General features: G+C 63.2%; 26 protein-coding genes and 1 pseudogene. 10 read left to right on the forward strand and 17 right to left on the reverse strand.

What is annotated here, in order from left to right; genetic code table 11:
* Nucleotide 1: 1 nt before the first annotated feature.
* Genes ACLRGI_RS07480 through ACLRGI_RS07495 form a run of 4 tightly spaced genes read right to left on the reverse strand, consistent with a single transcriptional unit; the run spans nucleotide 2 to nucleotide 4662 of the window.
* Entirely contained in the window at nucleotides 2-1117 is a 1116-nt protein-coding gene (locus ACLRGI_RS07480; RefSeq protein ID WP_419201037.1) for a tartrate dehydrogenase, read from the reverse strand.
* Nucleotides 1114-2664 carry an aldehyde dehydrogenase family protein gene (locus ACLRGI_RS07485; protein WP_419201038.1) on the reverse strand — a complete coding sequence of 517 codons (1551 nt, stop codon included), beginning with the start codon at nucleotides 2662-2664 and terminating at the stop codon, nucleotides 1114-1116. Before ACLRGI_RS07485 ends, ACLRGI_RS07480 begins: the two co-directional genes overlap by 4 nt.
* 17 nt (nucleotides 2665-2681) lie before the next feature.
* Nucleotides 2682-3959 carry an NAD(P)/FAD-dependent oxidoreductase gene (locus ACLRGI_RS07490; RefSeq protein ID WP_419201039.1) on the reverse strand — a complete coding sequence of 426 codons (1278 nt, stop codon included), beginning with the start codon at nucleotides 3957-3959 and terminating at the stop codon, nucleotides 2682-2684.
* Nucleotides 3960-3987: 28 nt separating this feature from the next.
* Nucleotides 3988-4662, reverse strand: coding sequence for a haloacid dehalogenase type II (locus tag ACLRGI_RS07495; protein WP_419201040.1), 675 nt, complete (start codon nucleotides 4660-4662; stop codon nucleotides 3988-3990).
* Nucleotides 4663-5004: 342 nt separating this feature from the next.
* On the opposite strand from ACLRGI_RS07495, the gene ACLRGI_RS07500 reads away from it, so the two are divergent.
* The 5 genes from ACLRGI_RS07500 (at nucleotide 5005) to ACLRGI_RS07520 (ending at nucleotide 9860) form a co-directional block, all read left to right on the forward strand.
* The gene (locus ACLRGI_RS07500) at nucleotides 5005-5181 is read left to right on the forward strand and encodes a hypothetical protein (protein ID WP_419201041.1); all 177 of its coding nucleotides are present in this window, start codon (nucleotides 5005-5007) and stop codon (nucleotides 5179-5181) included.
* Nucleotides 5182-5183: 2 nt separating this feature from the next.
* Nucleotides 5184-6317 carry an N-methyl-L-tryptophan oxidase gene (gene solA / locus ACLRGI_RS07505; protein ID WP_419201042.1) on the forward strand — a complete coding sequence of 378 codons (1134 nt, stop codon included), beginning with the start codon at nucleotides 5184-5186 and terminating at the stop codon, nucleotides 6315-6317.
* A gap of 77 nt (nucleotides 6318-6394) precedes the next feature.
* Nucleotides 6395-7648 (forward strand): aspartate aminotransferase family protein, encoded by a 1254-nt coding sequence (locus tag ACLRGI_RS07510; protein ID WP_419201043.1) that lies wholly within the window; start codon nucleotides 6395-6397, stop codon nucleotides 7646-7648.
* Between the two features lie 26 nt (nucleotides 7649-7674).
* On the forward strand, nucleotides 7675-9129 hold the full coding sequence (locus ACLRGI_RS07515; protein WP_419201045.1) for an NAD-dependent succinate-semialdehyde dehydrogenase: 1455 nt from the start codon (nucleotides 7675-7677) through the stop codon (nucleotides 9127-9129).
* A gap of 32 nt (nucleotides 9130-9161) precedes the next feature.
* Nucleotides 9162-9860, forward strand: coding sequence for a GntR family transcriptional regulator (locus ACLRGI_RS07520; protein ID WP_419201046.1), 699 nt, complete (start codon nucleotides 9162-9164; stop codon nucleotides 9858-9860).
* Between the two features lie 80 nt (nucleotides 9861-9940).
* On the opposite strand, the gene ACLRGI_RS07525 is transcribed toward ACLRGI_RS07520, so the two are convergent.
* From ACLRGI_RS07525 to ACLRGI_RS07540, 4 genes and pseudogenes are all read right to left on the reverse strand, one after another.
* Nucleotides 9941-10297 carry a cupin domain-containing protein gene (locus ACLRGI_RS07525; RefSeq protein ID WP_419201047.1) on the reverse strand — a complete coding sequence of 119 codons (357 nt, stop codon included), beginning with the start codon at nucleotides 10295-10297 and terminating at the stop codon, nucleotides 9941-9943.
* Nucleotides 10298-10501: 204 nt separating this feature from the next.
* Nucleotides 10502-13268 (reverse strand): annotated as a pseudogene (locus ACLRGI_RS07530) (Tn3 family transposase).
* A 78-nt stretch (nucleotides 13269-13346) separates the two neighbouring features.
* Nucleotides 13347-13919 (reverse strand): recombinase family protein, encoded by a 573-nt coding sequence (locus ACLRGI_RS07535; RefSeq protein ID WP_419201048.1) that lies wholly within the window; start codon nucleotides 13917-13919, stop codon nucleotides 13347-13349.
* A gap of 239 nt (nucleotides 13920-14158) precedes the next feature.
* On the reverse strand, nucleotides 14159-14548 hold the full coding sequence (locus ACLRGI_RS07540) for a heavy metal-responsive transcriptional regulator (protein ID WP_419201049.1): 390 nt from the start codon (nucleotides 14546-14548) through the stop codon (nucleotides 14159-14161).
* Nucleotides 14549-14651: 103 nt separating this feature from the next.
* Here ACLRGI_RS07540 and merA point away from each other — a divergent pair, with 103 nt between their 5' ends.
* The 3 genes from merA to merB are packed head-to-tail and all read left to right on the forward strand — an operon-like array spanning nucleotide 14652 to nucleotide 16786.
* On the forward strand, nucleotides 14652-16082 hold the full coding sequence (gene merA, locus ACLRGI_RS07545) for a mercury(II) reductase (RefSeq protein WP_419201050.1): 1431 nt from the start codon (nucleotides 14652-14654) through the stop codon (nucleotides 16080-16082).
* A 34-nt stretch (nucleotides 16083-16116) separates the two neighbouring features.
* Nucleotides 16117-16479: a hypothetical protein gene (locus ACLRGI_RS07550; protein WP_419201051.1), complete on the forward strand. Its 363-nt coding sequence runs from the start codon at nucleotides 16117-16119 to the stop codon at nucleotides 16477-16479.
* Nucleotides 16412-16786, forward strand: a complete 375-nt coding sequence (gene merB, locus ACLRGI_RS07555) for an organomercurial lyase (protein WP_419201052.1) — start codon at nucleotides 16412-16414, stop codon at nucleotides 16784-16786. The genes ACLRGI_RS07550 and merB overlap by 68 nt, the downstream gene beginning before the upstream one ends.
* A 343-nt stretch (nucleotides 16787-17129) precedes the next feature.
* Here the strand turns inward: merB and ACLRGI_RS07560 are convergent, their stop codons facing one another.
* A complete protein-coding gene (locus tag ACLRGI_RS07560) occupies nucleotides 17130-17672 on the reverse strand; it encodes a DUF2269 domain-containing protein (RefSeq protein ID WP_419201053.1) in 543 nt (180 codons plus the stop codon).
* Complete coding sequence (locus ACLRGI_RS07565) at nucleotides 17653-17904, reverse strand: hypothetical protein (protein ID WP_419201055.1); 252 nt, start codon at nucleotides 17902-17904, stop codon at nucleotides 17653-17655. The genes ACLRGI_RS07560 and ACLRGI_RS07565 overlap by 20 nt, the downstream gene beginning before the upstream one ends.
* 108 nt (nucleotides 17905-18012) lie before the next feature.
* Here ACLRGI_RS07565 and ACLRGI_RS07570 point away from each other — a divergent pair, with 108 nt between their 5' ends.
* Complete coding sequence (locus ACLRGI_RS07570) at nucleotides 18013-18588, forward strand: TetR/AcrR family transcriptional regulator (RefSeq protein ID WP_419201056.1); 576 nt, start codon at nucleotides 18013-18015, stop codon at nucleotides 18586-18588.
* Nucleotides 18589-18650: 62 nt separating this feature from the next.
* Here ACLRGI_RS07570 and ACLRGI_RS07575 read toward each other — a convergent pair whose 3' ends face one another.
* From ACLRGI_RS07575 to ACLRGI_RS07600, 6 genes are all read right to left on the reverse strand, one after another.
* The gene (locus tag ACLRGI_RS07575) at nucleotides 18651-19061 is read right to left on the reverse strand and encodes a four-helix bundle copper-binding protein (RefSeq protein ID WP_419201057.1); all 411 of its coding nucleotides are present in this window, start codon (nucleotides 19059-19061) and stop codon (nucleotides 18651-18653) included.
* A 123-nt stretch (nucleotides 19062-19184) separates the two neighbouring features.
* Entirely contained in the window at nucleotides 19185-20057 is an 873-nt protein-coding gene (locus ACLRGI_RS07580) for a F510_1955 family glycosylhydrolase (protein ID WP_419201058.1), read from the reverse strand.
* Between the two features lie 82 nt (nucleotides 20058-20139).
* Nucleotides 20140-20784, reverse strand: a complete 645-nt coding sequence (locus ACLRGI_RS07585; protein WP_419201059.1) for a DUF305 domain-containing protein — start codon at nucleotides 20782-20784, stop codon at nucleotides 20140-20142.
* 143 nt (nucleotides 20785-20927) lie between these two features.
* Nucleotides 20928-21419, reverse strand: a complete 492-nt coding sequence (locus tag ACLRGI_RS07590; RefSeq protein ID WP_419201060.1) for a hypothetical protein — start codon at nucleotides 21417-21419, stop codon at nucleotides 20928-20930.
* 82 nt (nucleotides 21420-21501) lie between these two features.
* Nucleotides 21502-23655 carry a heavy metal translocating P-type ATPase gene (locus ACLRGI_RS07595; protein WP_419201061.1) on the reverse strand — a complete coding sequence of 718 codons (2154 nt, stop codon included), beginning with the start codon at nucleotides 23653-23655 and terminating at the stop codon, nucleotides 21502-21504.
* Between the two features lie 234 nt (nucleotides 23656-23889).
* The gene (locus tag ACLRGI_RS07600) at nucleotides 23890-24954 is read right to left on the reverse strand and encodes a hypothetical protein (RefSeq protein WP_419201062.1); all 1065 of its coding nucleotides are present in this window, start codon (nucleotides 24952-24954) and stop codon (nucleotides 23890-23892) included.
* Nucleotides 24955-25204: 250 nt separating this feature from the next.
* On the opposite strand from ACLRGI_RS07600, the gene ACLRGI_RS07605 reads away from it, so the two are divergent.
* Nucleotides 25205-25597, forward strand: coding sequence for a hypothetical protein (locus ACLRGI_RS07605; RefSeq protein ID WP_419201063.1), 393 nt, complete (start codon nucleotides 25205-25207; stop codon nucleotides 25595-25597).
* A gap of 12 nt (nucleotides 25598-25609) precedes the next feature.
* Here ACLRGI_RS07605 and ACLRGI_RS07610 read toward each other — a convergent pair whose 3' ends face one another.
* The gene (locus ACLRGI_RS07610; RefSeq protein WP_419201064.1) at nucleotides 25610-25921 is read right to left on the reverse strand and encodes a hypothetical protein; all 312 of its coding nucleotides are present in this window, start codon (nucleotides 25919-25921) and stop codon (nucleotides 25610-25612) included.
* Between the last annotated feature and the right edge of the window lie 4 nt (nucleotides 25922-25925).

Below are 25925 nucleotides of genomic sequence, written 5' to 3' on the forward strand. Positions count from 1 at the left end.
CTTACGACGCCGCTGCTGCCGCTGGGTTCGCTGCCTTGCCGGCCTCAGCCTGGCCTACAGTCTCCAAGACGTTAATGGCAGCCAGGACGGCGTCCGTGAATTCCGAGGTAGACGACGGTCCTCCAACATCGCGGGTGCCCAAACCCTCACGCAGCACCGATTCGAAAGCAAGCTGCAAGTGCTCGGCAGCTTCAGGATGGCCCAGGTGCTGAAGCATCATTGCACCGGACCAAATCTGACCTACCGGGTTCGCCAATCCCTTGCCCGCAATGTCCGGGGCTGATCCGTGAACGGGTTCGAAGAGCGACGGGAAGTCGCCTTCGGGGTTCAGGTTGGCGCTGGGGGCCACCCCGATGGAACCGGTAACAGAGCTGCCCAGGTCCGAAAGAATGTCCCCCAACAGGTTCGAGGCCACGATGACGTCGAACGTCCACGGCTTCAGGACCAGGTGCGCGGCAAGCGCGTCCACCAACTCGCTGGTGAGTGTTACATCCGGGTAGAGGCGGGTGGTTTCCTCCACTATTTCGTCCCAGAAGGGCATGGTGTGAATGATCCCGTTGCTCTTCGTGGCAGAAGTCAGGTGACCTTTACGGGAGGACGCCAGCGATGCCGCGTAGTGTGCGGCACGCGAAACTCCCAGGCGGGTAAAGATGGTTTCCTGGACGGCGGTCTCATGGGGCAGCCCGCGGTAAGCGCGCCCGCCGACCTCCGAGTACTCCCCTTCGTTGTTTTCGCGCACGATGAGGATGTCGATCGGCTCCTTGTTCGCAAGTGGCGACTTGACGCCGTCGAGCGTTTTCACGGGGCGGAGGTTGATGTACTGCTGGAATTCGCGGCGAATGGGAATCAACAGTCCCCACAACGATTCAGCGTCCGGAACGTCCGGTGAGCCGACGGCGCCCAGGAAGATGGCGTCATGCTGCGCCAGCTGTTCCAGCCCGTCGACGGGCATCATTCGCCCGTGCTCGCCGTAGTAGTCCGAGCCCCAGTCGAAGTGGGTGAACTCCAGGTTGATGGCGTGGAGCTGGGCGATCCGTTCGAGGCATTCGATGGCTGCCGGGACTACTTCCTTGCCGATTCCGTCGCCCGCGATAACTGCAATTTTGTGGGTCGTCACGATGCATTCCCTTCTGAGGTGGCGGAGAGTTGCTGCCAGCGGGCGGCCGGCTCGGCCAGTTTGATAATGGTGCTCTTGGGTTCGGTCATCTCGCGAACCGCGTGTTTGACGCCTTCACGTCCCACGCCGGATTTCTTGAAGCCGCCGAAGGGCATCGAGTCAATGCGGACGTCGCTGGTCTCATTGATCACCACGGCACCCACGTGCAGCTTGTCGGCTATGGCCAGGGCCAGTTCGATCGACTCCGTGAATACGCCGGCTTGAAGCCCGTAATCGGAGTCGTTTGCGGCGTGGATGGCATCGGTGAGCTGAATGAAAGGCATGATGCTGACCACCGGGCCGAACACTTCTTCCCTAATGACCAGGGCGTCTGAGGGCACGTCCGTGAGTACGGTGGGCTGGTAGAACGCGCCGTGGCGTTGGCCACCGACATGCACGGTTCCGCCAAGCGCTTTGGCCTCCTCCACCCATTCCTCCACGCGGCGGGCTTCGGCGTCGGTGATCAGCGGCCCTACATCCGTGGTGCGATCGAACTTGGCCCCGACACGAAGCGCCCGGGTTCCCGCGACCACATTCTCAAGGACTTGATCGAACAGGGAAATGTGAACGTAGACCCGCTGCACGGACAGGCAATTTTGGCCTGCCACCCCGAAAGCCCCCGACACTATCGCCTCGGCGGCTGCCTTGGGGTCAGCGTCCGCACAGACGATGGTTGCATTGTTGCCGCCAAGTTCCGAAAGGATCTTCTTTGCTCCAGCGGCGGCAGCGATGCGGTCGGCCGTCTTCGGTCCACCGGTGAAGGATATGAGGTCCACCTGCGGGTCCGTCACAATCGCTTCCGAGACGCCCGGTCCCGAGACGATTGCCGCGAGGCGACCGGCGGGGACACCCGCTTCCAACAGCAGTTGGACGAAGGCAAGGCCCGTAAGCGGCGTGCGGCCTGAAGGCTTAAGTACGACGCCGTTGCCTCCGATCAGGGCGGGGCCCAGCTTGTGTGCCACAAGATTGAGCGGATCATTGAAAGGTGTAATGGCCGCAATGATTCCCACCGGCTTGCGGTTGTACCAGCCGATTTTGTTTGCTCCGACCATGCTGTCTTCAAAGGCGAGAGTCTCTCCAACGAGTTCGCTCGACGCCGCAGCCGAGAGCCGTAACGTCTCAATGCACCTGCGGACTTCACGCCCAGCCTCGGTGATGGTCTTGCTGCTTTCCGCGGCAATGATCTCGGCAAAGCGCTCGCCTTGGTCCGCAAGCAGCACGGCAGCATGCTCCAAAGCCTCCCTCCGTTCCCGGAGAGGCCAATTATCTTCTTGAAGGTGGCGGTGAATATAGGCGACCGCACGGCGCACGTCCTGTGGTGCGGAGGAACAGACCGTTCCTAGCAAAACGCCATCTTCCGGATCCCGGACTTCGAGGATCCTGTCAGCCGTCTCCCAGCGCCCCTCCAGATAGGCTCCGCCTGGCAGGGCGGCGATGCCTGCCCGCCTGTAGGCAGTTTCTTCCCCTGTTTTCGGGCGCGCTACAGCGACTTTGGTTGATGAACTCATGGGATCCTTTACCCTGCCTATTTGACGCGGTCGATGATCTTCGCGGCTCCGCCAATAAACGGCAGGAACCATGGCGGGCCGAAGTGGCCAGGCACTGGCGGGTTCTTCAGGTCTTCCCAAACGTTCGCCTGCTTATCCCCTGCCATGTAATGCGCCATTCTCTTGCCCATGTGGGCGGCCATTTGCACACCATGACCGCTGTAGCAGAGCGAATAGAACAGACCGTCATGTACGCCGGCGTGCACCATTTGGTCCATGGAAAGGTCCACCAAGCCGCCCCAGATGTAGTCCACCTTCACGTTGGCCAGATATGGGAAGAGCTCAGTCATGGCTTTGTGCAGGATCTCGCCACTCTTGACGTCTGATTCGGGGTTGGACATGGCGAACCGCGCCCGGCCCCCGAAGAGCAGCCGGTTGTCCGGTGTGATCCGGAAGTAGTACGTCAGCATCTTGCTGTCAGAGGCCTGGCGCCTGTTCGGAAGAATGCGGTTCACCACGTCTTCCGGCAAGGCTTCGGTGACAATGATGAAACTGCCCACCGGGATCACACGACGCTGAAGCCACGGGGTGACGTTGCCGGTGTAGCCGCTGGTGGCCACCAGGACCTGCTTGGCACGGGTAATGCCGCGGGTGGTGTGGACGTCATGGACCGTGCCTGAAATCTTGTTCAGCTCCGTAACACTTGCGTTCTCGCAGATGTGGGCTCCGTTGTCGGTTGCCACCTTGGCCAATCCGTGAACGAACTTGCCCACATGCAGGCCCGCACCCAAGGGATCCATCATGGCGCCCTGGTAGAAGTCCGTTCCAATCTCGCTGTGGATTTCGGATTTCGGGATGACCTTGACGTGGTGATCAACAAGGTTCGCGAGCAGCTCCTGCGACTTCAGGAAGCCATCGTAGTGCGACTTATGGAACGCGAGTGAGAGTTTGCCGAAGCGCTTGAAATCGCAGTCAATGCCGTTGTCATGCACCAGCTTCTCGATGGTTTCGATGGCGTCGTTGTATTCACGGAACATCTCTACCGCGCGCGGCGCGCCGTACCGTTTGACTGCCGCGCTGAAGCCAATGGCCAAGCCAGTGGTAGCCATGCCCCCGTTGCGGCCCGATGCGCCCCAGCCAACGGTATGGCGTTCGAAGACGGCAACGCTGGCGCCTTGCTTAGCGAATTCAATTGCTGCGGACAGCCCGGTAAAGCCCGCGCCGATAATCGCAACATCAACATTCTCCGGGACCGGAGTACGGCGGTAATCGCCGGAGGGCTCTGCAGTATCAAGCCAGTAGGGAACAAGTTTCACGGGTTGGCCTTTCGCCTCGTGTTCGTGTTTAGAGTCCGAGGTGCTTGTTGATCTCGTCCAGGGATTTAGCTGTGTTGAGGTCATAACCATGGCCAATGGGGTCATAGCCGCGGTCCAGCATCCAGAGGTTCCTAAAGCCCATGTCGTGCATGGGGTGCATGTCGTAGCGAGTGTGGGACGAGACGTGAAGGAAGTCCTCCGGTTTGGCGTTCAGAGTGTCCAGCATGTATTCGAAGGCCTGGTAGCGCGGCTTGTATGCCTGGGCTTGCTCGGCGGTGAGGACGGAATGGAAGTTGGCGCCGAGCTTGGGAATGCTGATGTCCAGGAAGCTGGTGTCTGCGTTGGACAGAGCCACGAGCTGGTAGTTGTCGCCCATGAGCTTCAGCGGGGCGGGCACGTCCTCGTGGGCGACCCAGCCGCGGACAGCGTCGGCAAATGCTGCGCCGGCGCCTTCAGTAGGGCCGATACCCCAGCGCTTGCACACGCGATCAAAGGAGTCCTGAAGGATCTGCTCATACGGCTTGTAGTCCCCCAGCACTTCGTCGAAGCGGTATCCGCGGAACTGCTTCTTGAAGGTGGGCCACTGTTCTTCAGAGATACGTCCGTCGAGCAGACGCCGGGTGGTGGGATCGATGTCGAAGTTGATGATCGTGCCGTAGATGTCAAAGGAAATGTACTTCGGCCGGGAATTGGTCTCTGCCATGTCGATTCCGTTTCTGGTGGGAGATGGAGGCGGGCGGGCGGGCCCGCTTGTTTGGGTGTCGAGTGAGGCGGGCGCACCGCAAAACGCCTCATGGGCGGTCCGGGAGCCCCTCGATCGATGACTCGACTCTAAGCCGCCGAATTGTCAATTGTCAACAGTTTCAATATCGACATTAGAACGATTCTCATCCGTGGCGATCCGAAAAAGGTGGCCTCTGTAAATTGTTGACAATTCACTTTGGACGAGGTTGCATTGCACTAGATGACAGATGGATCCAGGCCACCCATCAAGGCCCAAACCTTCCCCCTCTCCACCGCCCGACTCCCCTCGAAGGGAAGCATCATGAAGATTCGAACCAAGGCGCCAACCGCAGTTGCAGGCGGTGAGGTCCCGGTCGTCATGCCAGACCTCGCCTTAGATGGCATGGCCATGGTGATCGCCCAACGCGGGGGCGCCCGCGAAATTCTCACCACCCCCGAAGAACCCCGCACCCGGGCCTTCCTCAAGCAGGTCCTTTAACCATGGATGGAAAACTCGCAGTCATCGGCCTGGGCAGCATCGGAAGCATGGCCCTTTGGCAGGCCTCCAGGCTCACAGACGAAGTGATGGGATTCGAAGCGCACTCCCCCGCTCACGCACGCAGCGCCGCCGGCGGAGACACACGATTGTTCCGCATGGTCTACCGCGGCAACCCTGCCTACTACCCCATCCTGGAACGTTCCCGCGAACTTTGGGCAGAACTCGAAGCGGAAACCGGGCAAGAGATCCTCACGCGCTGCGGCGGACTCTCCATCGGCACCAGCGACGGGCCCTACCTCCGGAGCCTGTTCGAGACCATAAGCATGACCGGAGCCGCCCACAAAATCCTCAGTCGTGAGGAAATGGCCGTCCGCTACCCGCAACATAACCTCCGAAGCGACGACATAGCGATCCATGACCCCAACGCCGGCGCCCTGCGGACCGACCGCGCCATCACCGCGGCCATCACAGCAGCGCAGGCCAATGGCGCAACAGTCAACACCAACACTCCTATTGAAAGCATCATTGAATCCGACGAAGGCGTCGTTATTACATCCGGTGCAAACTCCTGGACCTTCGAACGGGTCGTAGTCGCCTCCGGCGCTTGGTCCAAGGCACTCATGCCCGAATACCTCAAAGCCCACACCGAAACCAAGCGGATCTTCCTTTCGTGGTTCGTCGCCCGCGACGCAGAGCAATTTGCGCCTGAGAAGTTTCCGATCTTCATCAGGATTTCCGGGGACCGTTCCATGTACGGCGCACCCGCGGTGGACGGCGTAACCGTCAAAGCCACGCTCGATGGCCGTGGAGCACCAACTCCAGCGGCCGATTCTGTGCCCCGCGACCTCACATCGGCTGAGATCGCGGAATCCATAGAGACAGTTGAAGAGTTCTTCCCCGGCTTGATTCCCAGCATCGTGCGCTCCGACGCTTTCCCGGACCTTTTCACCTCGGATTCGCAGCCGTTGATGGGATTCTTCGGCGAGTCCAGCAGGATCTACTCGGCCACCGGATTCTCGGGTGCCGGCTTCAAAATGGCCTCCGGCTATGGAGAAATCGCAGCCCTCGAAGCCCTCGGTAAGCGCTGGTACGACGGATTGGATTTTCTCCGCCCCCAGAGGTTCCGGGCGTCCTAGCTACTTCGCACCAACAGGGAAACACCACCCAATCGCATATTGTTGACAATCTACAACCCCTAAGAAAGTATGAAGCCATGGCAACACTCAGCCCCATCTTGAAGCAGGCAACCCCCGTGGTTGTCGACCACGCGGCCGGTAGCTGGATCCACGCCACCGACGGCAAGAAATACCTGGATTTCACCACCGGGATTGGGGTGACAAGCACAGGTCACTGCCACCCCGATGTTGTGGCCGCAGCCCGGGAACAGGTGGGCAAGATCGTTCACGCCCAATACACCACCGTGATGCATAAGCCGCTGCTGGAACTTACCGAACTTCTTGGCAGCGTCTTACCCCAAGGTTTGGATAGCGTCTTTTACGCGACCTCAGGCTCCGAAGCCGTAGAAGCCTCCATCCGTTTGGCCCGCATGGCCACAGGCCGTCCAAATATCATTTCCTTCCAAGGTGGTTTCCATGGCCGGACGGTCGCCGCGGCATCGCTGACAACGGCAGGAACCAAGTTCCGCTCAGGATTCTCCCCGATCATGGGCGGAGTGCACGTTGCCCCGTTCCCGCACTGGTACCGGTACGGCTGGGACGAGGACGCCGCCGTCGAATTTGCGCTTAGGGAACTGGACCACCTCCTGCTGACCATCAGCGCACCCAGCGACACCGCCGGCTTCATCATCGAACCTGTCCTCGGGGACGGCGGCTACATTCCCACCCCCATTGCCTTCCTCCAAGGTCTTCGTGAACGCGCAGACCAGCACGGAATCGTGCTGATCCTCGACGAAGTTCAGGCCGGCGTTGGCCGTACCGGTAAGTTCTGGGGCCACGACTGGGCCGACATTCTGCCCGACGTCGTCATCACGGCCAAGGGCCTCGCCAGCGGTTTCCCCATTTCGGCAATCGCCGCCTCCGCAGAGCTGATGGGCAAAGCCTGGCCCGGCTCCCAAGGCGGAACTTACGGAGGAAACGCCGTTGCGGCAGCAGCCGGTATCGCCACCTTAGGTGTCATCAAGCGGGAAAACCTCGTGGAAAACGCCCTTCTCCGAGGCGACGAACTCAGGGCAGGACTCGAGACACTGCAAACAAAGTTTGCCGGCATAGGGAACGTCCGCGGCCGAGGCCTGATGCAGGGCGTCGAATTCACTGCAGCAGATAATGCCCCGGACGCGGCAACTGCACTGGCCGTCCAGCAGGCTGCCATCAAGGAAGAGCTCCTCCTCCTCACCTGCGGGCCGCACGGCAATGTCATCCGGCTCATCCCCGCCCTGAACGTCAGCAGCGACGAGATCCAGGATGGCCTGTCCAGGTTCTCCCAAGCACTCAAGTCGGCCACCTCCTAGTCCCCCTGACCACTGAAAGAACCACCATGACCCCCTCACTTGATCCCAGTTCACTGCAAACAGACCTGTTCATCGACGGACGCTGGCAGCAGGCCGCAGACGGTGCGACCTTTGCTGTGGAAAACCCCGCCACGAACGAAATCATCGCCCGAGTGGCCGACGGCAGCCCTGAAGATGCCGCCCTGGCCATTGAGGCCGCCGGACGCGCCCAGGCCGCGTGGGGAAAGTCGACGCCGAGGGAACGCGCCGACATTCTCCGCCGCGCCTACGACCTGGTCATTGCGAACACCGAGCGGTTGGCTTCCATCATGACTGCCGAGATGGGCAAACCCCTGGCAGAAGCAAGAGGCGAGGTGGCTTACGGCGCTGAGATGCTCCGCTGGTTCTCGGAGGAAGCAGTCCGGATCGGCGGCGACAGTGCCACCTCCGTGGATGGCAACACCCGCATCCTCATCACCAAGGAGCCGGTGGGGCCTTCTGTACTGGTGACTCCATGGAACTTCCCCCTGGCCATGGGCGCACGCAAAATTGCCCCAGCCGTTGCTGCAGGATGCACCATGGTTTTCAAGCCTGCGGAGTTGACGCCCCTCACATCGTTGGCGCTCGTTGCAATCTTCAAGGAAGCAGGACTTCCCGACGGCGTGCTGAACGTTGTGACGACGTCGAGCGCTTCCGGCGTGGTCCGGACCTGGACGGACAGCGGGATCGCGCGCAAGATCAGCTTCACCGGCTCCACCGAAGTGGGCAAGATCCTGCTGCGGCAGGCTGCGGACAACGTCATGCGGTCCTCCATGGAGCTCGGGGGAAACGCACCCTTCATAGTGCTGGCTGATGCAGACATCGAAAAGGCCGTGGAGGGAGCCATGAAGGCCAAGATGCGGAATATGGGCGAGGCGTGCACGGCCGCCAACCGATTCTTCGTCCACCGCTCCGTAGTGGAAGAGTTTGGCGGGAAGTTCTCCAAAAAGATGTCAGAATTGCAGGTGGGCAACGGTGCCTTGGCGGGGATCGACGTCGGACCCCTCATTGAGCAGAAGGGCCTGGAAAAGGTCGAAAGCCTTGTTGCGGACGCCATTTCCAAGGGCGCGCGGGTCCTCACCGGCGGACGCCGTCCGGAAGGGCCTGGCTACTTCTACTCGCCCACCGTTTTGGTGGACGTGCCTATGAACGCCATGCTGATGTCCACGGAAATCTTCGGCCCTGTAGCTGCCATCACTCCGTTCGACAGCGAGGACGAAGTTCTGCGCCTGGCCAACGATACTGAGTGGGGACTGGTGGCGTACGTCTTCACGGAAAGCATGGAAAAGGCCCTGCGGTTCTCCGCCGGGCTGGAAGTTGGGATGGTCGGGTTGAATACGGGCCTGGTATCCAATCCCGCCGCACCGTTCGGCGGGGTCAAGCAGTCCGGGTTGGGACGCGAAGGGGGCAAAATTGGGATTGAAGAGTTTTTGGAATACAAGTACACCGCTGTAGCGGTCTAATATATGCAATTGCCGAAGCATGGAATGAGGGGATGTCAATGGCGGCACCGGAGGGAATGTTCGCTGTAGAGGGCCGGCCCACGGCGCAGCTGATCGCTGACCAATTGCGGGAGCTTATTGTTCAAGGAGCTTTTAGGCCTGGACAGCAAGTCAATGAATCCGCCTTGGCCAGTCAGCTCAACACGTCCAGGGGCCCGCTCCGCGAGGCACTCCAGCGGCTGTGTCAGGAAGGCATCCTGGTAAGCAAGCGCAACCGCGGTGTCTTCGTACTGGAACTCTCCACGGAAGACGTCCGGGAGATCTATTCCGTCCGCGAGGCAGTGGAACTGGCTGCCGCCATTACGCTTCTGGACTCCGAGTCAGACCAGGTCACCGACACCTGCAGGGAACTCAAGGGCATCATCCGAAATATGGCCAAGCAGGTTGCGGCGTCGGACTGGCAAGCTATCGTCCGGCTGGATATGCAGTTCCACACGGCGTTTGTCTCCGGAACAGGGAACACACGCCTGATCAGGATCTACGAAACGCTTGCTGCCGAATCCAGGATGTGTATCCTCAGCTTGGAAGTAGCTTATCCACGTATCGATGCGCTGGTGCAGGAACACCAAAGGATCCTGGACCTTCTCGAAGCACGTGATCGCAGTGGCCTTCAGAACGCCATCAAACGTCACATGCAGAAAGCGGTGGAGGATCTTACGTCCAAACCTGAAGCAACAGGAATAACCGCTTAGGCACCGTCGAATATCCGCATCAAAGGAAGGGCCCGGTTCACTGAACCGGGCCCTTCCTTCCATCCATTGGACCTTCGTTATCAGACCTTCGGAAGATCGGCCACTACCCACATCTTCCGTAGCGTTTCGTGAATGGTCCACGTTCCCGTCCAGCCGGCCGGCGTGACGAACAAGGAGCCGGGACCCACTTCGAAGCTGGTTCCATCCTCTTCCGTGATGGTCGCTGTGCCACTGAGGACCTGACAGATCTCGTCATAGCCGGGCCTTGTACTCGTGGACACACCCGGCGTTGCCTCCCAAATGCCGGTCTTGAGTCCTTCCCGGGCCCAAAGGCGGAGGGACACTTCCGTCTGACCGGGAGTGCTTGATGTGGGCTTTGGAAGGTGCTCGCCAGGGTTCTCGGTGTTCGCATTTTTCATGACGGTAGCCTTGACCATAAATTACTCCTTCTGGGGTCTGAGCCCCGCGTCTATGTGCCCGCCGTCCTTGGAAGGGCACAGGTTCTATTCTATCAATTGTCAACAATCAACGATATGGTTTGGGAGAATCTTCCACCAATCGGACCCTAAGCCCATGCGCCGAGGCAACTTCCGTCACTCGGGCAGCTAGGGGTGGCTTGTGAAAAAGTGAAATATCCGACGCTAAGGTTTTGCCGTTCGTCGTAGTGGCCTGTATTTGCCGGGTTTGATGTGGTTGGCGCGCGGCCAGGTGTAGTCGCCGGTGAGGTTGATGTGTTCCCATCCCAGCGGTGAGAGGAACCGCAGGAGGTCCGGGTCGATGTCACCGCCGTTGCTGGTCAGGGTGGCGACGGTGCGGTCCAGGTAGACCGTGTTCCAGAGGACGATGGCTGCGGTGAGAAGGTTCAGCCCGCTGGCGCGGTAGCGCTGCTGCTCGAAGGAACGGTCGCGGATTTCGCCGAGCCGGTTGAAGAACACGGCCCGGGCGAGGGTGTTCCGGGCCTCGCCCTTGTTCAGGCCGGCGGTGACTTTGCGGCGTAGGCCGGGGTCCTGGAGCCAGTCCAGCAGGAAGAGGGTCCGTTCCACTCTGCCTAGTTCCCGTAGGGCGAGGGCGAGCCCGTTCTGGCGAGGGTAGGCGCCGAGTTTCCGCATCATCAGGGACGCGGTTACGGTGCCGGTTTTGATGGACGCGGCCAGGCGGAGGATCTCGTCCCAGTGCAGGGCGATCGTTGTGGTGTTGATGCTCCCGCCGGTCAGCGGAGCCAATGTCGACAGCCCGGAGTCGTTGGCGGGCGTGTAGAGGCGGGTGTCGCCGATGTTGCGGATCCGTGGTGCAAACCGGTAGCCGAGCAGGTGCATGAGGGCGAAGAGATGGTCCGTGAATCCGGCGGTGTCGGTGTAGTGCTCCTGGATCGCCAGGTCGGACTCGTGATAGAGCAGCCCGTCCAGGACGTAGGTCGCGTCGCGGTCCCCGACGTTGACGAGTTTGCTGTGGAAGGGCGAGTACTGATCCGAGACGTGCGTGTAGATCAGCCGGCCGGGTTCGGCACCGTACTTGGGGTTCACGTGGCCGGTGGACTCGGCCTTGCTGCCGGCCCGGAAGCGCTGCCCGTCAGACGAAGAGGTGGTCCCGTCGCCCCATTGTGCGGCGAACGGGTGGCCGTGCTGGGTGTTCACCAGTTCCGCCAGCGCAGCGCTGTAGGTTTCGTCCCTGATGTAGGAGGCCTGGTGGCGGTCCAGCTGGGCGTAGCTGACGCCGGTGCACGATTCAGCCATTTTCGTCAGTCCCAGGTTGATTCCGTCAGCGAGGATCGCGGTGAGCAGCAGCTGCCTGTCCTTGGAGGGGTGGCCGGATTTGAGGCTGGTGAAGTGGCGGGTGAATCCGGTCCAGGTATCGACTTCCATCAGCAGGTCGGTGATCCGGATCCGCGGGAACATGGCGCTTGCCTGGTCGATCAGTGGCTGCGCATGCGTGGGGACGATCGTGGTAGTCATCGAAGGCGCGGAACTGACGTGATCCGGTGACCCATATGTCCCCGGAACGCAGGGCATTCTTCAGTTCCGCGAGGGCGCAGAACTCGTAGAAGCCCCGGTGGAAGCCGTCGTCGGTGAAGACCAGCGGCTTCCACCGGGGCCGGATGAACGAAGTGGGTGCATCCTCCGGGATCCCCCGGGCACCGGTGGTGTTCAGGGTGCGGATGACGTTGATCGCGGCCAGCAGGTCCTGTGCCGCCGGTGCGGCGTGGAGGTCAAGGACGGCAAGAAACGCCGGCGTATAGCGGCGCAGCGTGGTGAAGTGTGCGCTGACGAGGCCCAGGTGATCTTCGAAGGCCGGCCTGGTCAGTTCCTTGGCCTGGGCGATGCTTTCGGCCAGGGATTCCCAGCCGATGGCTGTTTCGATCGCGGCGAAGGGGTCTTCGCCGTTTTCCTTCGCCTCAAAGAGGGCATCACCGAGCCTTGAGTGCAGGCGCATCATGGCTGTGACGGTGGAGCGGGACGCAAGCGTGGCCTGGTTTTGTTTGTTCTGCGCGGTCCGGATGAGCCGGCCGATGATCCTGTCGTGCAGATCGATGATTTCGTCGGTGACGGTTGCCATGCTTTCCACGGCCATGGCAAAGAGAGTCGCGTACCTGCGCGCGGGTTCGAACTTGGCCAGATCCGCCGCGGTCATCGCTGCACCCTCCCGGGCAAGCTTCAGCAGCCTGTTCCGGTGAACCAGCCGGGCCGCCGCCCACGGGAGATCAAGGGCACGCCAGGTAGTGAGCCGATCGATGTGCTCGTTCATCGCCCGTGCGTTGGCGCGCAGCGGTGCCTGCCGCAACCAGCCGATTTCAGTCGATGAACTCTCAGGGCGGCGGAGAAGCAACCCGTCCAGTCGTTTGCAGTGGTCCACGGACAACTGCTCACACAGAGTGGCGTAAATGTTCCGGTTCGCCTTGGTCAGGGCCTGAGCGCAGGCCCGTTCAATGACGCTGACGCCAGGCAGAGCCACCTTCCTTGCCCGCAGGAAGTCCCCCGCGCCTTCGACCAGGAGCAAACCCTTGTCTGTTTGCGCAGCCACGGCGCCCACGTGCTCCACGAGCTGGCGGAAGTCTGCAATTCCGAACGCTGACATGCCCAGATACGCGCGGATCTCCCTTCCGTGCTCCTGCCGCGTTTCCTCACGGGTTCCATACTCGTCCCAGGCCTCGCATGAAACGGACAGACGGGATGCCAGCCAGGAAACGACTTCAAGGGGCACTTGGGTGTCTTCCGCCAGCTGGATCCCCGGGTGACGCAGCAGGGCCAGTTGCACGCTGAAGCCCAGCTTGTTCGCGTCTCCGCGACGCTGGCGGATCAACGACATATCCGCCTCACTGAGCGTGTAACGGGCTGCAATGTCCTCTGCTCCGGTGGGTATTGCCAGGATCTGGCTACGCTCGGCAGCCGTGAGCAAAGAGCGCAGAGCCACGTCAGAAGTCCTTATCTGCTAAACGGCCACGCCTCACGGACATGCTGCCGTTCTGCTGTGACATGCAAGGCCCGCCGTTCATGGTTTGGCGAGGTGCCGGTAGATGGTGGGCCGGGTGACGCCGAACTCCTGGGCGATGTGCTCGACCGTGTGTGCACGCTTGCCGTCGGGCCCCTTTTCTTCATACATTTCGCGGGCCAGCCTGACCTGGCGGGGGCCTAGTTTTGGTTTCTGCCCGCCGGTCCGCCCCCGCGCACGGGCGGCAGCCAGACCGTCACGGGTCCGTTCAGACATCAGGGCGTGTTCGAACTCGGCGATCGAGCCAAGTATTTGGAAGAACATCCGCCCAATGGAGGTGGACGTATCGATGCCCTGGTCAAGGACGACCAGGTCAACGCCGCGTTCCCGCAGCGTGTTGGATAAATCGATGAGGTTTTCCAGCGACCGGCCGAGCCGGTCGAGTTTGGTGACGACGAGCTGATCACCCGCCCGGTTGGCCGAGAGCAGCGCTTTGTCGAGCTCGGGTCTGCGGGCGAGTTTTCCGGAGGCTGTGTCAATGAAGATCTGCTCACAGCCGGCCGCTGTCAGGGCGTCGTGCTGGGCTTCGGGGTGCTGGTCATGGGTGGAGACCCGTCCGTATCCGATACGCATCCCTAAAATGTATCAGTAACCCTGCTGGACGTTACATAGGAGGGTACACGCGAAGCATTACAAATGAGGTACCATGTTTCCGCATTTCTTCGAACTCGACTGGGAGTGTCTTGCGAACGATCGTTACCGGACGCTGCTGAGAAAGGCGATACTGGACAGTCCACAGCGTGGGACGGTTATTTCTGGCCCCGTTTCGATGCCGGTGTCGGCATGTCTCCCGTTTATTCTGTGAGTGCCGATCAGAGGTAGCGGCAGACTTCGTCAGCGGAGCACGTGTCCGGTTCCGGTTCGGCGGCCGGGGTGTGCAGTTGGGAGATGGTTTCCCTGAGGGTAAGGAGCTCGGCGATCTGGGCATCGAGTTCCCGCAGACGCTCGCCTAGCAGGTCCCGGACGTGCGAGCACGGCGGCTGGCCGTGTTCGCGGATCCTCAGGATCTGCCCGATCTGGGCGAGGGTGAGCCCGGCGGCCTGGCCGCGGTGGATGAACCCGACCCGTCCCACAGCGTCGTCGGTGTAGTCCCGGTACCCGGAGGCCATGCGTTCCGCGGGCGGGAGCAGACCCGCCTCCTCGTAGAACCGCAGGGTCTTGGTCGTGGTTCCGGTTGCTTCTGCAAGCTGTCCGATTCTCATGTGCGCTGATTCTTTCAGTGGCCGCCCGACTTGACCTTCCACCGTACTGGAAGGTTCATGATGGTGCCATAGGAACTTTCAAGTCACGGGGAAGGACGACGGGATGGATAACGAAGGGTTCGATCTTGCGATCATTGGGTCCGGTGGAGCGGCGTTTGCGGCTGCGATCCGGGCCAGGGGGCTGGGCAAGCGGGTAGTGATGGTGGAGCGCGGGACCGTGGGCGGGACGTGCGTGAACACGGGGTGTGTGCCGTCGAAGGCGCTTCTGGCTGCCGCGGATGCCCGTCACCTGGCGTTGGACGCGGCCCGTTTCCCCGGCATCGTGGCCTCGGCGGCCCCTGTGGACATGGCGGCCCTCGTCGGGGGCAAGGCCGCGCTTGTTGAAAGCATGCGGACGGAGAAGTACATCGATCTGGCCGCGGATTACGGCTGGGCCATGGTCCAGGGGGACGCGGCGTTCACCGGGACCCAGGACGCGCCGCTGCTCCAGGTCACCTCAACGGAGGGTGCGGTGCGAACCATCGAGGCCGGACATTACCTGGTGGCCACAGGCTCCACACCATGGGCGCCGCCTGTTCCGGGACTGGCGGAGACCGGGTATCTGACCTCGACGACGGCGATGGAACTGGACGAGGTGCCCGAAACAATGCTGGTCCTGGGCGGGGGCTATGTTGCCTTGGAGCAGGCGCAGCTGTTCTCCCGGCTCGGCACCCGGGTCACCATGCTGGTTCGCTCCCGGTTGACCTCGCAGGAGGAGCCGGAGGTATCCAAGGCGTTGGCCGGTGTCTTCGCGGACGAGGGGATCCGGGTGGTCCGGCGGGCCACCGTGGATTCGGTGAGCCTGGATGAGGCCGCCGGCGGGGTGATCGCCACCGCATCCGTGGCCGGAGGCCAGGAAGTATTCCGGGCCTCCCGGCTGCTCGTGGCCATGGGCCGCCGGCCTGTCACCGACGGCCTGAACCTTGGGTCCGTCGGTGTAAAGACCGGCACGTCCGGCGAGATTGTGGTCGATGCGCGTTTGGCCAGTTCCAACCCGCGGGTCTGGGCCGCCGGGGACGTGACCGGCCATCGGGAGTTCGTGTACGTCGCCGCGGCTCACGGCACATTGGCCGTGGAGAACGCCTTCACCGACTCCGTGGCCGAGGTCGACTATCGGTACTTGCCCCGGGTGACGTTCACCAGCCCGGCTGTGGGTGCCGTCGGCTTGACTGAGAAGGACGCGGTCGCTGCCGGGATCCGCTGTGACTGCAGGGTCCTGCCCCTGCAAAATGTCCCAAGGGCGCTGGTCAACCGCGACACCCGCGGCTTCATCAAGGTCGTCGCCGACCGTGACACCGGCAGGATCCTGGGCCTCACCGCCGTAGCCAAGGACGCCGGGGAACTCGCTGCCGCCGGCGTCTACGTCCTCGAGGCGGGCATGACCACCGCCCAGGTCGCCGCCATGTGGAGCCCGTACCTGACCATGGCCGAGGGCATCAGGATCGCCTGCAAAGCCTTCACCGCCGACGTCTCCAGGCTCTCCTGCTGCGCCTAAAAGAGCGGCCCCGAACATCAAGGAAGGCAATCCCATGACCACCGCCGACAACCAGGCCCTCACCTATCTGCTGTCTCCTTCGCGGTCCGGGATCGACCCGGCATTGTTCGTGCCGTTGCTGCGGCTCCTGGCCGAAGGCGAGCCCGTCACGGTCGCCGAACTGGCTACCGCCAGTGGACTGAGCGAAGAGACGGTCCTCCAGGGGCTGGCGGCCGTCCCGGACACCGAGTACGACGAAGAGGGCCGCATCCTCGGCCTGGGCCTGACGCTGCGGCCCACCCCGCACCGCTACGCCGTGGCCCGGGGAGCAGCTCTACACTTGGTGTGCCTTGGACACCCTCATCTTCCCCGCCCTGATCGGGAAAGCCGCGACGATCGAGTCGATCTCCCCGGGTAGCGGGACCCCCGTCAAGATCACGACGGGCGCCGATGGGACCGTCACCTCGGTGCAGCCGGCCACCGCCGGCGTGTCCCTGGTCAACCCAGAAGGTACGGGGCCGGTCCGGTCCGCGTTCTGCAACCAGGTCCACTACTTCGCCTCCCGTGAGGACGCCCGGACCTGGCTGGAAACCCACCCCGGGGGCGAAGTCCTGGACATCGAAGCAGCACACCGGGCCGGTGCCGCCATCGCAGCTGCCATGCTCTCGGCCGCGACTGCCGAGGATCCGGCCCCGGACACACGGCACGACTGCTGCGCACCTTGACAGCTGAACGCCCTGCTGTCTCGGCGGTGCCCGTTATGACGGAGCGCGGGCTCACGGATCGACAGAGCTTCGACACCGGCACCCGTGCGGGTCCCCGCGAAGAACTTCCACCCGTGCACCCATCCGGTCCTCCAGCAGCCTCGTTTCAATCGGATGGAACAACACTGAAGGCGGGGGCCACTTCTAACCGTCGCAGCCACACCGGCGAGTCAGGAAGGGGGGGCAGAAATAGCCGTCCTACCGGGGCCGGGCCAACACCTGTCACAATCAGCCGGGCAAGGCACGATCATGACCGGGGACTGCCGAGGCCGGCTCGGGGTCGGCGGGGCCGGGGCCGGGGGCATCAAGTCACTGGTTGTCCGCGCTGTTCAAGGCGTTTCCGCTGGCCGTACCTGGTCATTCCACGGGGCTTGTAGATGGCCAGAACTGTGGCCAGGAGCAGAACCACGAGACCACCACCGGTGTGAAGCAGCGCCGTGGGGAGCCCCATCTCTGAGCTGCCGGGGTCTGCCACCATGGCCACTACCGCGTCGATTGTCCGGCTGTAAAGGACCAGCACGATTGTCGCGATGAGCGTGAGGGCGAGCTTGAAGAGCACCCAGTAGTGCCGGAACAATCCCCACGTGGTCCCCAGCGCCAGAAGGACGCCGGTCACCAGGGATGCAAAAGCCAGCGGGACGAGAAGGGACCAGATCGTCGCCGCAAGGGCGAGCCAGAGCAGCTGTTCCAGCCGGGGATCGTTGCCGGTCAGCGTCATGACGTCCAGGACGATGAAAACGGCCACGGCTCCGGCCCAACCCAGCGAGGACAACAAGTGCAGGGTAAGCAGGAATTTACGGAGGCCGTAGGAGAGGACCATCCTGGCTTCACTCCCCGGCAAAGCCATGAGGAAACCCGTTCTCTGCCTGGCTCGTACCCGCACCAGAGTCCGGTGCCTCCATCCCCAAGCCATGCCTTGCCGGTCCGTGCTCGCCCCCGCCGAGCAGCATCACGGCAATAACGATGAGGATCAGGATGCCGGCGGCGATCGCGGAGATCTTGACCCATCGGGGTGGGTCGGTGAAAGTTTCCCGATTCGGTTTCGCCGCGTTCTTCGGGAGGTTTGGTTCGTTGTTCATGAGATGCTTCCTCTCACGTCCGCCCACACGACGGCACAGTGCTTTACGAGACAGTATGTCTTGGAACTGTCAGTGTGTTCAAGCCATGACGCGTCGTATAATTCGTGGATGCCGAAGCTGTGGAATGAGACGATTGAGACCCATCGAAGCGCCGTGCGCTCGGCCGTCCTGGACGCTGCGGCCGACCTAGTTGCCGGCCATGGGCCCTCGTCTGTCACGATGTCCCAGCTTGCCCAGACCGCCGGGATCGGGCGGGCCACGCTGTACAAGTATTTCCCGGACGTGGAGGCGGTCCTGGATGCCTGGCACGAGCGCCAGATCTACGCCCACCTGGATCATCTGGCCCAGGTCAGGGACAGCACCACAGGTGGCCCGGACCGGAAACTTGAGGCCGTCCTGAAGGCCTATGGGCTGATCAGGCACTCCAGACATGGCGGGGACCAGGGCGCCCGGCTGCACCAGGGTTCATACGTTGGCCGGGCCCAGCGGCACCTGCAGGCATTCCTGGCCGAGCTGCTGGCCGAGGGGTCCGGGGCAGGGATCTTCCGCGCTGACGTCGCTGCCGATGAGCTCGCCGGATACTGTCTGCATGCCCTGGAGGCAGCCTCCGGGCTGAGCAGCCGGGACGCGGTCCTGCGGCTCGTCACAGTCACGATGGCCGGGCTGAGGCCGACGCCCGCCTAGCTAGCCCGAAGCCCCCATGGGTTTGATTCGGACAGACAGTCACGGGCCCGGGTCCAGCGGCCTTAGACCATCGAGTCGAGCAGGGCTGCGCAGGCGTTTTCACAGCGGCGGCAGGCTTCCGCGCAGATCCTGCAGTGCTCGTGCATCCCGGCATGGCGTTCGCATTCCTCAGCACACACGGCGCACGCGGTCCGACAGGCCTGAAGCGCCGCCCGGGTCAGGTCGGTGTTGGCGCCCGTCAGCCGGGTGAGGATGTTGCCGGTGACGCCGCAGACATCGGCGCAGTCCAGATCCGTGCGGATACAGACAGCGAGGTCGGCAACCATGTCTTCACCCAGACACGCATCGACGCAGGCCGTACAGGTCTGGGCACATTCGAAGCAGGCGGCGATGCATTCTGCCAGCTTCTCCTTGTCCAGGCTGCCCGCCCCGTTGGGGTGCGCGCCGATCATTGCACTGATGTGGTGGGTCATGGTCCTGCTCCTGTCATCGGTGACGGGGCGGCCGGCTGTTACCGGCCCTCCGGCCCTACCCTAGACCGGGGGAGGCCACGTGTCTGCCCCTCCGTGGCCGCCAGCCGTCCCCGAGGTCAGGAGTCAGGATGGGTTGGCGGATCTGAAGGTGGCGCCGCCGTCATTGGAGACGAGGACACCCTCGGCGGTGGCTGCCCAGACCGAGAGGTTTCCGTCGGCGCTCTTGGCAGCGGCTATGGCCTGCACCTGACCGTCGATCCGGCCTTTCCGTGCCCACGTCGCGCCGGCGTCGGAGGAATAGTGTACGGTGCCGTCCGGTTCAACGCCCACGGCTTCGGCGGGGCGGGGAAACGTGGCGAACTGGATGACCGGGGCCTGCTTCTGCAGGGTCCAGGTGTTGCCGCCGTCGGTCGAGCGCTGGACTCCTTCCCGAGTGGTAGCCAGGACGGTGTCGCTGTCGGGGTGCCCGGCCAGGGCGGCCGGGGCGAAACCTGCGGCGACGGTTTTCCAGGTCTTCCCGTCGGGGCTGGTGCGCAGCTCCGTATCGGAGGCGACGATTCCGGACCTGGTCGTGGTGAGGGCGTGGAAGTCCGACTCGCCCTGCCGGGAGAGCGGCTCCCAGGTCTTGCCGCCGTCGCTGGATTTCATCAGCCCGAGAGGCTCGGGCAGGTCCGATCCCGGGCCGGGGTGGCCCGAGGCATAGAAGACGCCCTGGCCCTTGCCTGTGGTGAAGCCCATCAGGTCGTTGGTGGCGCCGATCTTCGTGGCCGGTTCCTTCGTGACGTCGAAAAGGCCGTCGTGGGTGGCCATCAGCACCTGGCTGCTGTCGCCGCTGACGGTCAGTCCGTGGATGTGGGCGCTGGGCAGCCCGCTTGTTGCCGTCGGTGGTGCCTCGGTGGAGGGGGCGTTGGGCGGGGTGCAGGCGGCCAGGGCCAGGACGAGGACACCGGCCGTCAGGGCTGCGGAGAATGAACGGTTGGGGATTGGGAAGGGCATGGAAACTCCAGATGTCGGGGATGAGATGGGCAGGCACCGCGGCCCCGGAGGGCCACGGTGCCGGGATGCTGATCGGCGGGCGTTAGAGACCTGCCAGCAGGTCCTTCATTTCCTGGATTTCGGCTTCCTGCGCTGTGACGATGTCCTTGCTGAGCTTGACCGCGTCGGCGTTCTTGCCGTCGGTGGTTTCGGTCTTGGCCATCATTACGGCGCCTTCATGGTGGGCGATCATCTGGGTGAGGAAGAGTTTGGCGGCCTCGGTGCCCTGTGCGGCCTCGAGTTTCTTCATGTCCTCCTCGCCCATCATCCCGGACATGCTGTGCCCGGAAGGCATGTTGGTGGGCATCGCGGTGGGTTGTCCCCAGCTTTCAAGCCAGCCGGTCATCTTCTCGATTTCCGGGCCTTGGGCCGCCTTGATCTTGGTGGCCAGGGCCATCACCTCGGCGGGGATGTCCTGCTTCTTCAGGATCATGTCGCTCATCTCCACGGCCTGGGCGTGGTGCGGGATCATCATCTGCGCGAACATGGTGTCCGCGTCGTTGAAGTCAGCCGAGGCTGCCGGTGACGTTGCCGACGCGGAACCCGATGGCATTGCCGAGCCGCCGTGGTTCATGCCGGGCATGCTGCTGGTCGCCGGACTTCCGGCTTCAGTGCCGGCCGCGCAGCCGGCGAGGGCGATTGCCGCTGCGATCGCGGCAGCGGAAATGGTCAGGGCTTTTTTCTTCATGAAAAATCAGGGTCCTCAAAAGTATCAGCGGCGCGTAGCGCCTTGGGATTGTATGCATTGACGGCCCCCGAGCGGGGGCGCCTGTTGAGCGTGCCGATGTAGCTCGAAGCCGCGCCGGGCAGGACACGGCGCGTCGTGCTGGTTTACGTCCGGCTGATACAGAGGTCACCGGGAGAGGGGCTGGCCGGTGAGTAGGAATAGTGGGTACCGGCTGCAGCCGCCGCACCGAAGTCCGGTAAGGCGTAGGGTGCTGTTCCCGGCGCAGGGGCCGAAAGCGTTGTGTTTCCCGGGGAAAGCACGCAGGCGTTGCCTCCGGCGGACATCTCGGGGCAGGACCCGTCAGGTGCGCAGGACGAAGACGAGCCAGCTGCCGGTTGGGTAACTGCCGCCCCGTCCGTGGACGTCCCCGGTGGTTGGGAGTGGCTGGCGGGAAGGCTTTCCAGGTGCACGGTTGACTCGGCCGCTGGTGCCGGCGTGCTGTTCACGGCGCTCATATCGTGTGTGCCGGTGCTCATATGGTGCGTGCCGGTGATGATGTGCATGCCGAAGATACCGGCAATGATGGCCATGGCCGCTATTAGGAAGCCTGCACGAAGGAAGAACGCGCTGAAGGGTCCACGAGATGGTGAGCTCACAACATTTTCCTCCCTTCCGTGCAGGTTGTTCAGTGCCTTAAGCCTACCGGCAGGAGTATTCCTGCCGGTCACAGCCTCTTGTTCAACGGGCCGGGGAGGGATTGAGTTTCACCCTCCGCAGCAGCTGAGCGTTCAGTGCAACCACGATTGTGGACACGGACATCAGCACGGCACCGGCTGCCGGGGACAGCACGACCCCGGCGAAGGCCAGGACCCCGGCTGCCAGTGGGACGGCGATGATGTTGTAGCCGGTGGCCCAGATGAGGTTTTGCCACATCTTGGCGTAGCTGGCCCGTGACAGGTCCACCATCGACAGGACAGCCCGGGGGTCGTTGCCGGCCAGGACCACACCGGCCGATTCCATCGCCACATCCGTGCCGGCGCCGATGGCGATACCGACCTCGGACCTGGCCAGTGCCGGGGAGTCGTTAACGCCGTCCCCGACCATTGCGACCTTCAGGCCGCGGCCCTGCAGTTCGGCCACTTTCTTGTCCTTGTCCGCTGGCAGGACTTCGGCGAAGACCTCATCGATCTTCAGTTCTGATGCCACGGTCCGGGCAACCTGTTGGGCGTCGCCTGTGATCATGGCGACCTTGATGCCCCGGGCCTGTAAGGCCGCAACGGCCTGCCGTGACTCCGGACGTATGGCATCTTCCAGGCTCACTGCGCCGAGTATCCGGCCCCCGTCCACCACGTGCAGCACGGCGGCGCCGCGGTTCATCCAGGCGCGGGTGGTATCTGCCAGGGATTCGGGTTCGGTGATTCCCAGTTCACGCAGCAGGGCGGGACCGCCCACCTGGATGGTTCGGCCCTCGATCATCGCGCGCACGCCCCGGCCCATCATTGACGTGAAGCCGGTGGCGCGGGGGACCTCCAGGCCCTTATTGCGGGCGGCGCGGACGATCGCAGCCGCCACGGGATGCTCGCTGTCGGACTCCACCGCCGCAGCCAGGGCCAGCAGTTCCTCACGGCTCACGCCGTCCAGGGCGGCCGCGTCCTTGAGTTCGGGTTCTCCCTTGGTCAGTGTGCCGGTTTTGTCGAACAGGACGACGTCGATGGTGCGCATGCGCTCCAGCGCCATCCGGTTCTTGATCAGCACACCGGCCCGTGCGGCCTGTTCGGTGGAGATGGCGATCACGAGCGGAATGGCCAGGCCCAGGGCATGCGGGCAGGCGATCACCAGGACCGTGACGGTGCGGGTGACAGCATCGGGAACGCTGCCCAGCAGCGTCCAGGCGATGAAGGTGAGGGCGCCGGCCGCGGTGGCGAAGTAGAACAGGAATGCCGCGGCCCTGTCCGCCAAAGCCTGGGCCTTCGAGGACGAGGCCTGGGCTTCGGCCACGAGGCGCTGGATCCCGGCCAGCGCGGTGTCTTCTCCAACGGCGGTGACTTTGACCCTGACGGTGTTGTCTGTGGCGACTGTTCCGGCCACCACGGAGTCGCCGGGCGCACGAAGCACGGTCTTGGACTCGCCCGTGATCATCGATTCGTCGAATTCGGCCTGACCGTCAGCGATGGTTCCATCGGCCGGCATCCGCGCTCCGGAACGGACCAGGACCGTGTCCCCGGTCCGCAGCTCTGACACGCTGACGGTTTCCGTGCCCGTGGCGGTGATCCGCTCCGCCTCATCCGGCAGCAGCGCGGCCAGAGCATCCAGGGCGCCCTGCGCGGAACCGAGGGCCCGCATCTCTAGCCAATGTCCCAGCAACATGATGGCCACCAGCAGGGCAAGTTCCCACCAGAAGTCCAGGTCGAAATTACCGATGCCAAGGGTGGTCGCCCAGGAAGCGACAAAGGCGACGCTGATGGCCATACCGATCAGCAGCATCATTCCCGGCGCCCGGGCTTTCAGCTCATCCAGGCCTCCCTTCAGGAAAGGCTGGCCGCCGTAAAGGAAGATCACCGTGCCCAGGACGGGCGGGATCCACGCCGAGCCCGGAAACTGCGGCGGCATGTACCCGAGCAGATGCCCGAACATCGGGCTGAAATACACCACCGGCACGGACAACGCCAGGGTCAGCCAGAACCTGTCCTTGAACATCGCCGTGCTGTGCCCGGCGTGCTTACCGTGGCTGTGCACCACATGCTCATCGTCGCGGTCCCCGGCCCCATGATGATCATGGCGCCCAGAGGCAGAGGCAGGATCCGTAGCCGTCACCTGGTGTTTGCGTCCGGCGATCCCATGACCGGCGCCTTGGACCGGTCCGGGGTGGTGGTGATGTGTGTGGTCGTCCATGAATTGCTCCTCCAATGCGCATCCGGCGATGGGCTGGCGCCCCCGCCGGTGTGTGGACTTATCTGTGGGTCAGGCCGTATCCGGCCGTTCAGAGGGACTTCCCTGCGGATTCCGTTCAATACATCTCAGTTTCCATTCCTTGTGCAGACGGTGCGATGGGTGCCGGGCTGAACGGCCCTGAGGGGCGGGCATGCACAACTTCCCCGCCGGGACAGAGCGTTCCCTGAAACATCCCTAATATACCCCAGGGGGGTATATCAGGGAAGGGGTTGAGCGTCCGAGTGGTCCTTCCAACGTCCCCCGAAAGCCTTGGCGAGGATCCCCAGACCTGCCGCAAGACATGCGCTGAGCACCACGACCCCAAGCCACAGGGGCAACAGGCCAGCGGACAGCGTCAGTGAGCGCTAGGCCCGTCAATTGGCCAAACCGCACCAGGGCGACCGTGCCCCCTGCGATAAGAGGGAGCCATCGCACAATGCCGGACGGGGACAGCCGCCAGAGAACCAGGTCAACGACGATGCCCGCGGCCGTGGCGCCGATAGCTCCCCCGACAGCGGGAAGCGGAAAGCCGACCATCCCCACAGAAAGCCAGGCAAGACTGCCTACGATCCACGTCACCGTGCCCGCCAGCGGCCGGATGCCGGACCCCAGAACGTAAAGCAAGGGGGCCGTGATGAGAACCGTCGACACAACGTAGCCGTCCAGGCCCGCGATAACGGGGAGTTCGGCCTCTGCATGACCTGGAGTTCCCTCGGGCGTCGGCACGAACGACTCCGAGGCCGCAGACGCCGCAAACACAGAGGCGTAGACGAGGAAAAAACTCACGAGCGCGGTCGTCAGCGCAACGGCAAGCAGGCTCACTCGCTGGCCGGGACGTGCGCTGCGAACTGCCGTGCTCAGAATCAGCACCCCGCCGGCACCGAGGATGACATGCGTCGGACTCACCAAGGCATCCAGCGCAATCTCAAGGCCGAACACCTCATGCCAGAACAAATCCAACAGCCCACCGACACCGAAGATCAGCACCCCGGCAACAGTTGCGCGATACCCCCGGGGAATCGCGTTCCAGAAGGAGGCGCCACGCCTGAGCCGGGCGTAGATCACTGCCGCCGTCCACAATGACAGGAGCGCGAAACCGGAATACAGGGCCAGATGCCACGGTGTGAAGAACGTCTCTGGCCCAGGAAGATTCAGGTGCGCCCAGCCGTCCAGGAAAACGCCCAGCAGCAGCCATGTCCCCAGAGCCTCGGTGACAGCATCACGGAATCTTTCCTGCGTAAGGCGTGCAGCGATTTCCACGCTGCGCCTGCGTCCTCTGCTCAAAACCAAAACTGTCCCCTTGGCAACTATCTCTAAAGGTCGCTTCGTGCGAAGCCGGGATTTCTTAAATGGCGCTCCCATATCATTCTCCGCTGATCCTGCCCGCGGTTCTGAACCTGTTTCAAGCCGGACAACGCCTTTCTGACGCCGCTTCCCGGGGAGGGGCCTTGAGCGGGAGCCCAGTGGGGGCCATCCTTGGAAGCAGCCGGACAGTACGGAGGAGATTGCAATGGAGCACGCGGAGACCCACCCCGGGGCGGCGGCCCGGACAGCAGGAGTGCTCGCAGCGCTCACCCACATCGACAATGTCGGATTCCACGGCATCGCCACGAACCTCACGGGGGCCTCACCGACGATCGATCGAAACTGGTCCGCGCTCATCCGCAATGCCCGGATCGCCGTCGCTGTGATTGGCTGGCCCACCGGGATCCAGGCAATGGCGGAAAGGTTTACAGCAGCAGCCGATCACCTGGCTGACACACTGGACCAACGCGATACCAGCATTGTCGCGGAGCCCGCGAAGGAACTTCATATTGCGTACCATGCGTTGAGCGACGCCGGGTGGAATTATCTGGCGAAAACCTCCGGCATTCCTACCGAGGACAACGGACACCATCACTAGGTCCTTTGGCCGTCACCCTTCGTTCATCGACGGGTTCCGCCAGGAGGCTTCCACGCTTCGGCAGGTCTGGAGGTTGCTGTCAGCGCCATGCTGCTCGCCGTGTTCGTAGACCACGCGGACGCGCTGCATTTCTTCCCGGCGACCTGGGCCGGCGACCCCGGTAGAGGGCGCTTGCCCGGCTGGCTTGGCGCCGGCGTCCCTGCTTTCGTCCTTCGCTAAAGAGGCCGCCCGCGCTTTGATGACGCCCTTCATAGCGTGTGCGTTCTCATCGAACCAGGCGGCGAGTCTTGCCGCGTGGAACAAAGCCCCGCCCGCAGCTGACACTAAC

This window comes from Paenarthrobacter sp. PPS72 (assembly GCF_048537125.1).
In the GTDB taxonomy this organism is placed as follows: Bacteria; Actinomycetota; Actinomycetes; order Actinomycetales; family Micrococcaceae; genus Arthrobacter; species Arthrobacter nitroguajacolicus_E.

Excerpts from the sequence above, each read along its gene's own strand:
- ACLRGI_RS07485 (WP_419201038.1), bottom strand. The coding sequence starts at position 2,664 with ATGAGTTCATCAACCAAAGTCGCTGTAGCGCGCCCGAAAACAGGGGAA.
- ACLRGI_RS07495 (WP_419201040.1), bottom strand. The coding sequence starts at position 4,662 with ATGGCAGAGACCAATTCCCGGCCGAAGTACATTTCCTTTGACATCTAC.
- ACLRGI_RS07500 (WP_419201041.1), top strand. The coding sequence starts at position 5,005 with ATGAAGATTCGAACCAAGGCGCCAACCGCAGTTGCAGGCGGTGAGGTC.
- solA (WP_419201042.1), top strand. The coding sequence starts at position 5,184 with ATGGATGGAAAACTCGCAGTCATCGGCCTGGGCAGCATCGGAAGCATG.
- ACLRGI_RS07510 (WP_419201043.1), top strand. The coding sequence starts at position 6,395 with ATGGCAACACTCAGCCCCATCTTGAAGCAGGCAACCCCCGTGGTTGTC.
- ACLRGI_RS07515 (WP_419201045.1), top strand. The coding sequence starts at position 7,675 with ATGACCCCCTCACTTGATCCCAGTTCACTGCAAACAGACCTGTTCATC.
- ACLRGI_RS07520 (WP_419201046.1), top strand. The coding sequence starts at position 9,162 with ATGTCAATGGCGGCACCGGAGGGAATGTTCGCTGTAGAGGGCCGGCCC.
- ACLRGI_RS07525 (WP_419201047.1), bottom strand. The coding sequence starts at position 10,297 with ATGGTCAAGGCTACCGTCATGAAAAATGCGAACACCGAGAACCCTGGC.
- ACLRGI_RS07535 (WP_419201048.1), bottom strand. The coding sequence starts at position 13,919 with ATGCGTATCGGATACGGACGGGTCTCCACCCATGACCAGCACCCCGAA.
- ACLRGI_RS07540 (WP_419201049.1), bottom strand. The coding sequence starts at position 14,548 with ATGAGAATCGGACAGCTTGCAGAAGCAACCGGAACCACGACCAAGACC.
- merA (WP_419201050.1), top strand. The coding sequence starts at position 14,652 with ATGGATAACGAAGGGTTCGATCTTGCGATCATTGGGTCCGGTGGAGCG.
- ACLRGI_RS07550 (WP_419201051.1), top strand. The coding sequence starts at position 16,117 with ATGACCACCGCCGACAACCAGGCCCTCACCTATCTGCTGTCTCCTTCG.
- ACLRGI_RS07560 (WP_419201053.1), bottom strand. The coding sequence starts at position 17,672 with ATGGCTTTGCCGGGGAGTGAAGCCAGGATGGTCCTCTCCTACGGCCTC.
- ACLRGI_RS07565 (WP_419201055.1), bottom strand. The coding sequence starts at position 17,904 with ATGAACAACGAACCAAACCTCCCGAAGAACGCGGCGAAACCGAATCGG.
- ACLRGI_RS07570 (WP_419201056.1), top strand. The coding sequence starts at position 18,013 with ATGCCGAAGCTGTGGAATGAGACGATTGAGACCCATCGAAGCGCCGTG.
- ACLRGI_RS07575 (WP_419201057.1), bottom strand. The coding sequence starts at position 19,061 with ATGACCCACCACATCAGTGCAATGATCGGCGCGCACCCCAACGGGGCG.
- ACLRGI_RS07580 (WP_419201058.1), bottom strand. The coding sequence starts at position 20,057 with ATGCCCTTCCCAATCCCCAACCGTTCATTCTCCGCAGCCCTGACGGCC.
- ACLRGI_RS07585 (WP_419201059.1), bottom strand. The coding sequence starts at position 20,784 with ATGAAGAAAAAAGCCCTGACCATTTCCGCTGCCGCGATCGCAGCGGCA.
- ACLRGI_RS07595 (WP_419201061.1), bottom strand. The coding sequence starts at position 23,655 with ATGGACGACCACACACATCACCACCACCCCGGACCGGTCCAAGGCGCC.
- ACLRGI_RS07605 (WP_419201063.1), top strand. The coding sequence starts at position 25,205 with ATGGAGCACGCGGAGACCCACCCCGGGGCGGCGGCCCGGACAGCAGGA.